This window comes from Fluviicola taffensis DSM 16823 (assembly GCF_000194605.1).
GTDB lineage: Bacteria > Bacteroidota > Bacteroidia > Flavobacteriales_D > Crocinitomicaceae > Fluviicola > Fluviicola taffensis.
The window spans coordinates 2,557,291-2,570,421 of the sequence record NC_015321.1; the positions used below are offsets into that span (position 1 = coordinate 2,557,291).

Below are 13,131 nucleotides of genomic sequence, written 5' to 3' on the forward strand. Positions count from 1 at the left end.
TTTGAACTTTTTCTGGGATGAACTGTTTTATGATTATGTATAATACTTCTAATTTTAATTTTTTATTCACAAAGCAGTTTGCTAACTTTGCAATCTTAAAATTAGAGCAAATAATCATTTATGAGTAATACAACAGAAAAATTAGCTTACAAAGTAAAAGACATCTCATTGGCTGAATGGGGTCGCAAAGAGATCGTTTTAGCAGAAGCAGAAATGCCAGGATTAATGTCCTTGCGTGCAGATTACGGTGCGAAAAAACCGTTGAAAGGTGCACGTATTGCAGGATGTTTACACATGACTATTCAAACTGCCGTTTTGATCGAAACATTGGTTGAATTAGGAGCAGAAGTTACTTGGTCTTCTTGTAATATCTTCTCAACTCAAGATCACGCTGCTGCTGCAATTGCTGCTGCTGGAATTCCTGTTTATGCTTGGAAAGGTATGAATGAAGAGGAATTTGACTGGTGTATTGAGCAAACAATCTTCGCATTTGAAGGTGGAGAACCTTTGAATATGATTTTGGATGATGGCGGTGATTTAACGAATATGGTTTTTGATCGTTTTCCTGAATTGACTGCTGGAATTCGTGGTTTATCTGAAGAAACTACAACAGGAGTTCACCGTTTACACGAACGTAAGAAAAACGGAACGTTGGTGATGCCTGCAATCAATGTAAATGATTCAGTTACAAAATCAAAATTCGATAACAAATACGGATGTAAAGAATCTTTGGTAGATTCAATTCGTCGTGCAACTGACGTAATGATGGCTGGAAAAGTAGCTGTTGTTTGTGGTTATGGTGACGTTGGTAAAGGTTCTGCTGCTTCATTAAGCGGTGCTGGAGCTCGTGTAATTGTTACTGAAATCGATCCAATCTGTGCGTTGCAAGCTGCGATGGACGGATATGAAGTGAAAAAATTGGATACAGTTGTTTCGAACGCAGATATCATTGTTACTACAACAGGAAACAAAGACATCATCGTTGGTCGTCACTTTGAGAACATGAAAGACAAAGCGATCGTTTGTAACATTGGTCACTTCGATAACGAAATCGATATGGCTTGGTTGAATGGAAATTACGGAAGTACTAAAAACACAGTGAAGCCACAAGTGGATATTTACAATGTAAAAGGAAACGATGTGATTATCTTGGCTGAAGGTCGTTTGGTGAATTTAGGTTGTGCAACTGGTCACCCTTCATTCGTAATGTCGAATTCATTTACAAACCAAACATTGGCTCAATTGGAATTGTGGGAAAACCATAAAAACTATGAGAATGATGTGTACGTTTTGCCAAAACATTTGGATGAAAAAGTAGCTCGTTTGCATTTAGCAAAAATCGGAGTAGAATTGGAAACGTTATCGAATGAGCAGGCTGCTTATATCGGTGTAACGGTTGATGGTCCTTACAAATCTGATGCTTACAGATATTAAGAACAGACATTAATTTGCTGGAAAGGAATCCCGAACGCTTACGCTGTAGCGCAAAGGGGTTCCTTTTTTGTTTCATACGCACGCGCGTCCCAAGGGATTCATCCTCTTGGTTCCACACCTTCATCTAATTCACTCCTTGGCCGCGATTTGAAACCTCATACACATTTTTCACATTGATTTCTTCAATTGAATTGATTTTTTTTCCAGAAATGGTAATAATTGCACAGGATTTCACAATATTGAGCGTATCAAATCCAGCAGAATCGTCGTATATCAGATTCGGAGCTTTTCGGTCTACGTATGCAGAAAGATCTACTTTAGTTCCAATGCCTGAAACAATGAAAAGAATAGAATCGGAATCTAGATTTTTACCCTGACTTTTGGAGAAAATATTATTGCAATTGATACATGTTCCAATTTCATTAATCACAATGATTGTTGTATAGTGATCGAGAGTCTGATTTTTATCTGTACAATATTGAACCAATTTCTCATAATTAGAAAGTAGTTTTTGTACCGATTTCTTTCCTTTCGAATCTCCACAAGAAAAAATCACAAGACTCACAAACAATAGTGATATGAATAGTTTCATCATTTTCATAGTTAGTTTTTAGTTAGTATATTCCAAGCAATCAAAAATCCGTTTTTCTGAATTATTATTGGCACGTTCCATGAGCAAACCATCTTTGGTTACCAAAAAAATGAATCTATACGTATCGCCTTTAAATTCCAATTCATCCAATTTCTCCCAGTTTTCATCATAGATCAAAATATTAAATGGAAAATCTTCGAATTGTTCAAGTGGTCTTCGAATAATAACATAAGCCAATTTTCGATAGTCATCCATAAAAACCCTATTGATATACGAGCTCGATACAAATGTAGAACGAACAATGGATGCATCTTTTTTATGTTGCTCTGCAGTTATTACAGGTACAGTAATGTTTCCAATTTTTGATGTTATGCGAATAAGTGGTTTTATTTTACTACGAGGACTAATTTCATAAATGGTGTCTGTGAATGGTGCACAGTAAATGACTGTGCCATTTTGAGTGAAGGTTCTCTCAATTGGTACATCAGCCTTCAATTCATTCGGTTTTAGGAAACGATTGCTTAGGTTTTGGCCAATTAACCTCATTTTACCATTTTCAATGTTGATTTTCGCAAAATGAGGTTGAGCATTTAAGTATTGCCCAGAAAGATAGCTGTTTTTGAATCGTATTCCATCTGGCCATGTTGATAAAATGAAGGTAGTAAGTTCATTCTGGTCATTCAAAAACAAGAAAGGAGCCATTTTGTGTCCTTGATGAGATTGATTGAAAAATGCATATTCTTTTTGGATAGTGAGTTTGCCATCTGTAATGAAAATTTTATTCTGGTTGGCGAGAAAAATGAAATGGTTGTGATTTACGATCAATACATCGATTAATTCAATAGAATTTTCTTTTTCGAAATTTGTAATATTAATTTCGTTGACCAAATAACCAGCTTTGTTGTAAACCATGATTATTTTCTGGGTTAGTAAATCAAAGGTATAGTAGTAATCTTTCTCTTTATTCTGATACATTTTTATTCGGTAACAGGATAGAGGTGATTTCAATTGAAGATGAGCTTGTTTAATAGTAGTGTTCTTAGTGGAGCAACTAATCAGTAAACAGATTGTGAGTGCTGTGAATAGATATTTTATCATTTTCATAGTTAGTTTTTTAGTTAGTATATTCCAAGCAATCAAAAACCCGTTTTTCTGAATTATTATTGGCACGTTCCATGAGCAAACCATCTTTGGTAACCAAAAAAATGAATCTATACGTATCGCCTTTAAATTCCAATTCATCCAATTTCTCCCAGTTTTCATCATAGATCAAAATATTAAATGGAAAATCTTCGAATTGTTCAAGTGGTCTTCGAATAATAACATAAGCCAATTTTCGATAGTCATCCATAAAAACCCTATTGATATACGAGCTCGATACAAATGTAGAACGAACAATTGATGCATCTTTTTTATGTTGCTCTGCAGTTATTACAGGTACAGTAATGTTTCCAATTTTTGATGTTATGCGAATAAGTGGTTTTATTTTACCACGAGGACTAATTTCATAAATGGTATCTGTGAATGCTGTATTGTAAATTATGGAGCCCTTTTGAGTACAAGTTCGTGTTATCATATCAGCCTCCAACTCATTCGGTTTTAGGAAACGATTGCTTAGGTTTTTGCCAATTAACCTCATTTTTCCATTTTCAATGTTGATTTTCGCAAAATGAGGTTGAGCATGTAAGTATTGCCCAGAAAGATAGCTGTTTTTGAATCGTATTCCATCTGGCCATGTTGATAAAATGAAGGTAGTAAGCTCATTCTGGTCATTCAAAAACAAGAAAGGAGACATTTTGTGTCCTTGATGAGATTGATTGAAAAAGGCATATTCTTTTTGGATAGTGAGTTTGCTATCTGTAATGAAAATTTTATTCTGGTTAGCGAGAAAAATGAAATGGTTGTGATTTACGATTAATACATCAATTAATTCAATAGAATTTTCTTTTTCGAAATTTGTAAGATTAATTTCGTTGACCAAATAACCAGCTTTGTTGTAAACCATGATTATTTTCTGGGTTAGAAAATCAAAGGTATAATAGTAATGTTGCTCTTTATCCTGATACATTTTTATCCAGTAACAGGATTTGGGAGACTTCAATTGAAGCTGAGCTTGTTTAATAGTAGCGTTTTTAGTGGAGCAACTAATCAGTAAACAGATTGTGAGTGCTGTGAATAGATATTTTATCATTTTCATAGTTAGTTTTTTAGTTAGTATATTCCAAGCAATCAAAAACCCGTTTTTCTGAATTATTATTGGCACGTTCCATGAGCAAACCATCTTTGGTAACCAAAAAATTGAGTCTATACGTATCACCTTTAAATTCCAATTCATCCAATTTTTCCCAGTTTTCATCATAAATCAAGACATTAAATGGAAAATCTTCGAATTGTTCAAGTGGTCTTCGGACGATGACATAATTCAGTTTTTGAAAGTCATCAATAAGCACTTTGTAAATCCATGAATTTGAAACATACGTATTGCGTATCATATCTGGATTTTTTCTTATTTCTTTTGATAAAAAAGCAGGACTAATAATTGTTCCAATTTTTGATTCGACACGAGTTATCGATGTTGTTTTTCCTGCTCTTGAAATGTGATAAATGGTATCAGTGAATGCTGAATTATAAATTATTTCACTATCCTTCGCACAAGTATAAAAGACACTCTGAAGATCAAGATTTAGCGGCTTTAAATATCTTCTAATGAGATCTCTCCCCGTTGTTTTCACCCTTCCCGTCGTTCTATTTATTTTTACAAATTTAGGTTGCTTATGCAAATGAGCATTGGATGAATAGTCTGAATCAAATTTTTTTCCATCAGGCCATGTTGCAGAAACGGCAGTAATAATCTCATTTTTACTTACAAATAGAGGTGGATTGAAATGTAGACCTTTGTAGTGAAAATTAGAAAAGGAAAATTCTTTTTTAATTTTCAAATCGGCATCAACTATAAAAATATGGTTATTCTTACTAAGTAAAATGAACTGTTTGTTACTTTCAATGAATACAGCGCTTAATTCACAAGCGTTTTGTTCCATAAATTTTGTGAGTTCAATTTCATTTTGAAGTTTTCCTTTTTCATCATAAATAATGATTTTTTTTCCAGTTAGTAACTCATAGGTGTAATAGTATTTAAGTCCGTTTTCTTGAAAATCATATAAATTATACCAAGATTGCGGCGACTTCAATTGAAGATGAGCATGTTTAATAGTCGTGTTCTTAGTAGAGCAACTAATCAGTAAACAGATTGTGAGCGTTGTGAATAGATATTTCATCATTTTAGGAAGGGTTAAGTTGGGAGAGAAATTTCTCTCCCAACTTTAGATTTAAAATTACAATTGAAATGGATACACCATTTTTGCTGCCCCAAGTTCTTTAATAACCAAGTAACCTGTGGTTGAAGCAGAGATTGTTCCTTTTAGTTTAACAGTGTTTATTCCTGCAACAACGTTGTCTAGCAAAGATGGATCAATAACTGTTCTTAAAGTGCCATGATGAGCAGTTGCAAATCCTCCTTGGTTATCACTGTTACTAAAATCTGTTATAAGCTCGGCCACACTAAGACCTATAATTGTTACTTCCAGGCAGTTTGTTGGAGATCCTTCACAACCAAAGTCATTCCCACCACGATCAAACCAAGTAGATGATGCAGTAGGTTCACCACTCGATTTCTCAAAATTTGTTGAAGTTTGTGTTTTAGAGGAGCTCTCTGTTGAGCTTCGTGGATTAATTGCTTCCTTCTCGCAAGAAGAGAGAGTGATTGCTGCCATGATAGACAGGCTTAAAAATGTTCGTTTCATAAAATGTGAATAATAATTAATAATACAATGTATTACTTCGGCCGAGGTGTACAGTTCAATGGTAAAAAAAAAAAACAACTAGTTCCAAATAAATTTTCAATTTTAACAGTTTTCGAATAGATTCCAATTTTCTAAATCAAGTTTTCAATCTGTTTTTAGAAGTTATTTATCTCCAGACTTAATTATATGCATGAACTTCACTAATTTCGTGTATGCAACTTTCAGAAAGAATAAAAACAATTGACTGGTCTTCATTAAAAACAATCCTATTTGTGGGATTGATTGTGCGCTTAATTGCAGCCATTTTTTCAGAAGGTTATGCCATGCACGACGATCACTTTTTGGTCATTGAGGCGGCTGGCTCTTGGGCAGATGGTTTTGATTACAATCATTGGTTGCCTTGGAACAAACCAGCGGGTTCTACTCCAGAAGGCCATAGTTTTACCTATGTTGGATTGAATTACCTCTTTTTCTCAGGACTAAAGTCTCTTGGGATTTCAGATCCGAAAGTATTGATGCTCATCAATCGGTTTGTTCATGCACTCTTTTCATTGCTCATTATTCGATTTGGATATTTGATTACTGAGAAATTATCAAGTAAGAAAACAGCAACTTATGTCGGTTGGTTATTGGCACTTTTGTGGGCAATGCCTTTCTTATCAGTTAGAAACTTAGTTGAAGTGGTAAGTATTCCATTCTTGATGTGGGCAGTTTGGTTGACTTTGAAAGAAAATAGTAAATGGGCATTGTTTTATGCAGGTTTACTCATTGGAGTTGCGATTTCTTTTCGGTATCAAATTGCCATTTATGCTGTAGGGCTCGGTATTTATTATGTGTTCAAATTAGAATGGCGGAAGCTGATATTAATGTCGGCAGGTTCGATCCTTCTGTTCGTTTTAACTCAGGGTGTAGTCGATTATTTCATTTGGGGGTATCCTTTTGCAGAATTTAGAGGGTATGTGGTGTATAATATGAATGAAGGAACACAATACATGGGAGTGAATCGACACAATTACTTTATGTATTTCTATGTCCTCTTTGGATTATTGCTTTTTCCATTAGGAATAATGGCCTTAGTAGCCTATTTCAAAAGTGCTAAAAAATATGCGATTTTATTTGTGCCGACGGTTATCTTTTTACTGTTTCATTCGTGGTTTCCAAATCGTCAAGAGCGCTTTATTTTGACTATTTTCCCCTTAGTGGTTATTCTTGTTTTCTTAGGTATTGAGCAGTTAAGAGAACGTCCATTCTGGAATAAATTTTGGAAAATATCATGGGTTTCCTTTTGGATTTTGAATACTCCTTTATTGTGTGTTCTAACAGTAATGCCATCGAAGCAATCACGAATTAATACGATGTATTCTCTTAACGGAAGGGTGAAAGGAAACGAACGTATTTTGATTGAAGCTACGGGTGAAACAAATCCTGAAATGATGCCATTTTTCTATTCAGGGAAGTGGAATTATACAGTGACCGAACGTTGGAGTTTGGATACTATTAATCCAGCAAGTTTTTACACCGCAGAACCGAAGGATTATATTTTCTTCTTCGGACAAAAAAACTTGGAACAGCGAATAGATACCTTTCAAGTGATTTATCCAAAAATGCATCGTGAGGCTCAAATAAATCCCAGTTTTGTAGACAAGTTCCTACATGGGATAAATCCAAGAAATTCGAATTCTTATGTAGAAATTTGGAAAACGGAGGTGAAGGATTAATTATAAATCCGCAATAAATTACTTCCGTTCCAAGTGGTTTCGTATTTCCTTAATCCCCAACTAGAGTTGGCAATTGGCGATCCATCATACAGGGAGAAACGAGCGCTTGAACAAGGATCGTTTAATTGAAGAAAATTAGTAGAATCAGTAGTTAATCCAGTTGCACAAATATTCTCTGGGTCTTCCGGTGACATGCGCTCCCAAGCTACAAAGACATCAAACGATTGTCTGTAAACAATAATTCCTTTGATTCCACCTGAAACATAAGCCCAGCCACCAACACTATTTAAGTCTTGGTAACTTGGCAAAGTAAGATCTATTTGAAAATCAAAAGCAATACTTGGAACTGGATGGGTTTTGTTTTTTTTACAAGAAACACCAATCAAGAGGAATATCAATAAAAAGATTCGTATTTTCACTTTACGTTATTGGAATGATAAATTTATGAACTTAAGAACGATTTTACAAGGCTTTGTATTGTGTGGGCTACTTATTTTTGGTGCAGGATCCGTAACTTCCTCTTATAGTCAAGACGGATCGGTTGCTAAAGCGGAGAAAACAATTGCAAAACGCAGAAAGAAAGATGCGAAAGCTGCTAAGAAAGAAGCAAAAAAATCGAAGAAGGCATTTTGGTCAAAACAATCCAAGTCTGCTAAAAAAAGCGTGAAACGAAATGCCCGAAGACAACGGCAATCTTCTCGGGGTTCGAGGGGATGATAGAAAAGGGTTTAAAAAGTTAAAAGGAGTTCAAAATGTTTAAAACAAATTGTATTTGAACATTGTTTTAGACAAACAGCTTTTCCTTCCAGCCTTCCGCTTCTTCTTCTGTCAGTAAATTTAATTGCTTCAAGTATTTCGTAGTCTTTTCAAAAGCAAGTGGATACTCAATTCCTTTGTAATTCCAATCTGTTTCATTGAGCCAATTTTTCACCTGATCCAACGGTAAGTTATAACGCCATGAAATGATTTCTGCTGAATCTGGATGTGCTTTTACCTCGCTTGCTTTTTGATTGACGATTTCGCACATTTGCTTTAATAAGTCAGCATGCTTCTCGGCAACTTCAGTACGAGCTGCAATTACAAAACAAGGCCATGGAGTTACTACATCACCAACGTAATCACATTTCCCTTGCTCTACAAATGGAGATGTTGTGTATTTTTCCCATAGAAATGCTTCAGCTTCCTTGTTTCCCAATGCCCACAAACCACCATAAACGTCGCCAATTACGTTGAATTTTAATCCTTCCAGATTCCAACCATATTGATCTGCCATCACATAAGCCATCAAATGTGAACCTGATCCGTATCTAGAAATGGCAAATGTTTGATTTTCGATGTCTTCTGGTTTTTTAATTGCACCATTTTTTGGAACATGAATTCCCCAGCTTAACGGTGAAACAACATAAACCTGAAGAATCTTTGCGTCTAATCCTTGTAAAATAGATTTGGTAATTCCTTCTGTTAAAAGTACCGCAATGTCAATAGATCCAGTTTCTAAACCGCGAATCATTTGACCAGTTCCCCCGCTCATATCCGACCAATGAAGATTTAAACCGATTTCTTGAAATTTACCTTCTTCAATTGCCAATCTCCATGGCAAGTTAAAATGTTCGGGAACACCACCTATTTTTAGGCCTAATTCGTTTTTCATTGCTTTGAAAATTGCATGGAATGCAGCTTTTTGTACAAACCATCTTTGCGTAATAATTCTTCGTGAGATCCAATTTCTTGAATTTCACCTTTGTCAAGGACAATGATTTTATTTGCCGCTTGTATGGTAGATAATCGGTGTGCAATAACGATGGAAGTTCTTCCCTTGGTTAATCTTTCAGTGGCTTGTTGAATCAATAATTCAGATTCGTTGTCAACGCTTGAAGTTGCTTCGTCCAAAATCAAAATGTGTGGATTGTAAACATAAGCTCGAATGAAAGCGAGCAATTGTCGTTGTCCAACAGAAAGCACTCCTCCGCGTTCACCCACTTGGTAATCGTAGCCATTTGGTAATTTTTCAATGAAACTATCGGCTCCAACTGCTTTTGCTGCTGCGATAACTTCTTCGCGGGTAATCTCCTCATTACCTAAGGTAATATTGTTGTGAATCGTGTCGGAAAACAAGAATACATCTTGAAGTACAATTGCAATGTTTTTTCGTAAAGTATCCATGTGAATTTCGCGCAATTCAACTTCTCCAATATGAATAGTTCCTTTCTGATATTCATAAAAACGACTCAATAGATTGACAATTGACGTTTTTCCTGCTCCTGTTGCACCAACAAATGCTATTGTTTCTTTTGGTTGAATAATCAGATTAATGTCTTTCAGTACCCAATCTTCTTCCTTGTAAGCGAAAGATACGTGTTCAAATTTCAAAGGTTGTTCAAAATCGCAAATCTCAATCGTTCCAGATTCTTGCACATGATCTTGTGTATCCAATAATTCAAATACTTTATCTGCTCGAACTATTCCTCGTTGTAAAATATTGAATTTATCTGCTAGCATCCGAATTGGTCGGAATAGCATTTGAATCCAAAGGGTGAAACTGAATACGGTACCAAATAATTGATTGTCATCTATTCTTTTTCCAGTCATTGAAAATGCTGCCCAAACAATTAATAAGGCAATAGATAGTGAACTCAAAAATTCAACCACAGGAAAGAAAATTGAGAATGCCCAAACTGCATTTACATGTGCTTGGCGATGCGTTTTATTCGCTTCTTGAAAGGATTGATATTCCTTTTTTTCTCGTCCAAATATTTGAACAATGTTCATTCCTGTCAAACGTTCCTGAACAAATGAGTTCAAGCGATGAACCGCCGTTCCTTCTTGTTGAAAGCTTTTTCGCATGGCTTTCGCAAAAATTCGCGTTGCCAAAATCAATATCGGAATGGGAATCAATGCCATTAAAGACAATTGCCAATTGCTTAAAAACATCAGCGTTAAAACGACAATCAGCATCAATAAATCGCCTAAAATATCGATGAGACCTGAAGAGAAAACTTCGGAGATGGCTTCAATATCTGAAACAACCCGAGTAACCAATCCACCAACAGGCGAACGATCGAAGAATTGCATTCGGAAAGTAGATAAATGATTGAAAACGGTTACTCGAATATCTCGAATAACGGATTGCGCCATGAAATTGGAGAAGAAAGTGGTCAAAAATTGCAGCAATCCTTCGAATAATAACATTCCTGCTACAATAAGAATCCATTTCAAAAAGAGCGATGCATTTTGGGTTTTAACTAAGTATTGCTCTACGGTATTTCCAATGATCATTGGACGTAAAGGACCAATAATTGAAAGGAGAATGGTGCAAATAAGGGCTAAAATTAAAAGTCCAGAATAGGGCTTTGCAAACTTTAATAAGCGTTTGAAAATTCGGAAATCAATTTTGCTTTGTTTAGCCATGTTGCAAAATTACATCTAAGGATTGATTTAGAACTATAATTTAACTGCTAAAATTCATTAAGAAATCACATTTTTATTTCCATTGTTGCCTTTTATTGCTTTTATTTGTGAGGAGACAAAGGAGCTCCTGTAAACGAGTAATTTTCACCTCCAATATTCAATAAATATGGTTCACAATTTAGGTCAATCGACATCGATTTTCAATACGTTCTTGGGGGAATTAAGAGATTGCACCCTTCAAACTGATCCCATGCGATTTAGAAGGAATCTAGAGCGTGTTGCGGAGGTTTTGGCTTATGAAGTTAGCAAACAATTGGATTATCAAACAGAATTGGTGACAACTCCTTTGGGTGAAGCGGAGGTTTCAAGGTTAAAGCAACAACCTGTTTTAGCAACTATTTTACGTGCAGGATTGCCCATGCATCAAGGTTTATTGAATTACTTTGATCGCGCAGAAAGTGCTTTTGTTTCGGCTTATAGAAAACATAAGAACGCGGAAGATTTTGACATTCACGTGGAATATTTGGCTGCTCCTTCTATTGATGGAAAAACAGTAATTATTTCAGATCCAATGTTAGCAACAGGAAGTTCGATGGTCATGGTTTACAAAGCGCTTTTAAAGCAAGGGAAACCAGCTAAAGTTCATATTGTTGCAGCTATTGCAGCTCCTGAGGCTATTGAATATGTGAAAAAGCATTTACCAGAAACAATTACGATTTGGGTAGGTGCTATTGATAAAGAATTAACCGCTCAATCTTACATTGTCCCAGGTTTGGGCGATGCAGGAGATTTGGCTTATGGAGTAAAATGTTAAGGAGATAAAATACTATGCACTGGCACTTATATATATCACTCTTTGGTTTATCAATGATCAAATTTATGTTTGCCCCGTTTGGAGGACCAGCAATGAAACTAAATTTTCTTGAAACCTATCTTTCCTGCGTAGCTGGAGCTTTCGTGGCTGCATTTATTTTTTACTTTTCGAGTGAGTTTTTCATGATTCGCGCACACAAGAAACGCAAAGCACTTTTACACGCATCCATTACAAATGGAACACCATTAAAGTATAAACCAAAGTTTACACGGTTCAACAAACTTATTGTGAAATTGAAACGCCGCCTTGGAATTTATGGAATAGCATTTTACGCCCCCTTATTTTTATCGGTTCCCGTTGGATCAATTGTGACGGCTAAATTCTACGGAAAAGAAAAACGTACATTTCCGTTGATTTTATTGGGGATTTGCATCAATGGAGCTGTTACAACTGGATTAGCCTACGGAATCAAAGCACTTTTTTAGATGAAAATTCGTCAGTTATTTTTTGACCTTGACAGAACCCTGTGGGATTTTGAAACCAATTCGCGTTTCGCATTACAGCAGTTGTATGATGATTTAAAGTTGGGGGATACCATTGATCATTTCAGACATTTTCACCATACGTATATCAAGATCAATGCAGATTTGTGGCAAAAATATGGGAATGGAAAATTGACGAAGGAAGAATTGCGGGATAATCGTTTCAAACAAACCCTAGCTCATCACGGAATTAACAACAATGAGCTCGCACAACAAATGAGTGATGGTTATATTGAATTATCGCCTCAGCAAACAAACCTGTTTCCTGGAGCTGTTGAAATGTTGGAATCTTTACGAGAACAGGATTATTCGTTACACATCATTACGAATGGGTTCAAAGAAGTACAGCACATTAAATTGGCAAAAAGCGGAATTAGTCAGTTTTTCAAAACAGTTCTATGTTCAGAAGAAATTGGCGTTACAAAACCGCATCGCGAAATTTTTCAAGAAGCACAGCGATTAACATCTTGCAAAAGAGAACATGCCATTATGATCGGTGATGATTTCAAAGCAGATATCATTGGAGCTTTAAACGCGGGTTGGACTGCCATTCATTTTGATCCAGAGCACAGGTACAAAAAAGAACGAAATGTTCCACGCATTCGTGAACTGTTGGAAATACCTGAAGTGGTAAATTTGTTGCCGATTGTTGGGAATTAACACTTGTTTTTTTAGACATTTAAAACGAGGAGAGTTAAGATTCAAGACTTTTTTTGGTTTCTCTTATCAAGTCTTCGTCTTCAGTCTTAAAATCTTGAAGTCCTAATATCTTAATATCCTGACATCTTAAAATCTAATTACCTATCTTTGTGCCCTCAAA

Annotated in this window: 14 protein-coding genes; 6 read left to right on the forward strand and 8 right to left on the reverse strand. The window is 35.6% G+C overall.

The window, feature by feature from the left end; genetic code table 11:
• Positions 1–120: 120 nt before the first annotated feature.
• Entirely contained in the window at positions 121–1,434 is a 1,314-nt protein-coding gene (ahcY, locus tag FLUTA_RS11155; RefSeq protein ID WP_013686982.1) for an adenosylhomocysteinase, read from the forward strand.
• Between the two features lie 124 nt (positions 1,435–1,558).
• Here ahcY and FLUTA_RS11160 read toward each other — a convergent pair whose 3' ends face one another.
• The 5 genes from FLUTA_RS11160 to FLUTA_RS11180 are packed head-to-tail and all read right to left on the reverse strand — an operon-like array spanning position 1,559 to position 5,829.
• On the reverse strand, positions 1,559–2,035 hold the full coding sequence (locus FLUTA_RS11160) for a hypothetical protein (protein WP_013686983.1): 477 nt from the start codon (positions 2,033–2,035) through the stop codon (positions 1,559–1,561).
• A 9-nt stretch (positions 2,036–2,044) separates the two neighbouring features.
• Positions 2,045–3,130 (reverse strand): hypothetical protein, encoded by a 1,086-nt coding sequence (locus FLUTA_RS11165; protein ID WP_013686984.1) that lies wholly within the window; start codon positions 3,128–3,130, stop codon positions 2,045–2,047.
• A gap of 10 nt (positions 3,131–3,140) precedes the next feature.
• Entirely contained in the window at positions 3,141–4,223 is a 1,083-nt protein-coding gene (locus FLUTA_RS11170; RefSeq protein WP_013686985.1) for a hypothetical protein, read from the reverse strand.
• A gap of 10 nt (positions 4,224–4,233) precedes the next feature.
• Complete coding sequence (locus tag FLUTA_RS11175) at positions 4,234–5,307, reverse strand: hypothetical protein (RefSeq protein WP_013686986.1); 1,074 nt, start codon at positions 5,305–5,307, stop codon at positions 4,234–4,236.
• Between the two features lie 54 nt (positions 5,308–5,361).
• Positions 5,362–5,829, reverse strand: a complete 468-nt coding sequence (locus FLUTA_RS11180) for a hypothetical protein (protein ID WP_148235431.1) — start codon at positions 5,827–5,829, stop codon at positions 5,362–5,364.
• 212 nt (positions 5,830–6,041) lie between these two features.
• Here FLUTA_RS11180 and FLUTA_RS11185 point away from each other — a divergent pair, with 212 nt between their 5' ends.
• On the forward strand, positions 6,042–7,547 hold the full coding sequence (locus FLUTA_RS11185) for an ArnT family glycosyltransferase (RefSeq protein WP_013686988.1): 1,506 nt from the start codon (positions 6,042–6,044) through the stop codon (positions 7,545–7,547).
• Here FLUTA_RS11185 and FLUTA_RS11190 read toward each other — a convergent pair.
• Complete coding sequence (locus FLUTA_RS11190; protein ID WP_013686989.1) at positions 7,544–7,966, reverse strand: hypothetical protein; 423 nt, start codon at positions 7,964–7,966, stop codon at positions 7,544–7,546. The two genes, FLUTA_RS11185 and FLUTA_RS11190, sit on opposite strands and share 4 nt — an antisense overlap.
• A gap of 25 nt (positions 7,967–7,991) precedes the next feature.
• Between FLUTA_RS11190 and FLUTA_RS11195 the strand changes: the two genes are divergently transcribed.
• The gene (locus FLUTA_RS11195; RefSeq protein WP_013686990.1) at positions 7,992–8,264 is read left to right on the forward strand and encodes a hypothetical protein; all 273 of its coding nucleotides are present in this window, start codon (positions 7,992–7,994) and stop codon (positions 8,262–8,264) included.
• Between the two features lie 67 nt (positions 8,265–8,331).
• On the opposite strand, the gene FLUTA_RS11200 is transcribed toward FLUTA_RS11195, so the two are convergent.
• Together FLUTA_RS11200 and FLUTA_RS11205 are read right to left on the reverse strand one after the other, a co-directional pair.
• Positions 8,332–9,198, reverse strand: coding sequence for a substrate-binding domain-containing protein (locus FLUTA_RS11200; protein ID WP_013686991.1), 867 nt, complete (start codon positions 9,196–9,198; stop codon positions 8,332–8,334).
• The gene (locus FLUTA_RS11205; RefSeq protein ID WP_013686992.1) at positions 9,195–10,955 is read right to left on the reverse strand and encodes an ABC transporter ATP-binding protein; all 1,761 of its coding nucleotides are present in this window, start codon (positions 10,953–10,955) and stop codon (positions 9,195–9,197) included. The genes FLUTA_RS11200 and FLUTA_RS11205 overlap by 4 nt, the downstream gene beginning before the upstream one ends.
• A 166-nt stretch (positions 10,956–11,121) precedes the next feature.
• Here FLUTA_RS11205 and upp point away from each other — a divergent pair, with 166 nt between their 5' ends.
• The 3 genes from upp to FLUTA_RS11220 are packed head-to-tail and all read left to right on the forward strand — an operon-like array spanning position 11,122 to position 12,971.
• Entirely contained in the window at positions 11,122–11,769 is a 648-nt protein-coding gene (upp, locus tag FLUTA_RS11210) for a uracil phosphoribosyltransferase (RefSeq protein WP_013686993.1), read from the forward strand.
• A 14-nt stretch (positions 11,770–11,783) separates the two neighbouring features.
• Positions 11,784–12,254 carry a hypothetical protein gene (locus tag FLUTA_RS11215; protein ID WP_013686994.1) on the forward strand — a complete coding sequence of 157 codons (471 nt, stop codon included), beginning with the start codon at positions 11,784–11,786 and terminating at the stop codon, positions 12,252–12,254.
• Positions 12,255–12,971: a YjjG family noncanonical pyrimidine nucleotidase gene (locus tag FLUTA_RS11220; RefSeq protein WP_013686995.1), complete on the forward strand. Its 717-nt coding sequence runs from the start codon at positions 12,255–12,257 to the stop codon at positions 12,969–12,971. It abuts the gene before it with no gap.
• Positions 12,972–13,131: the final 160 nt, after the last annotated feature.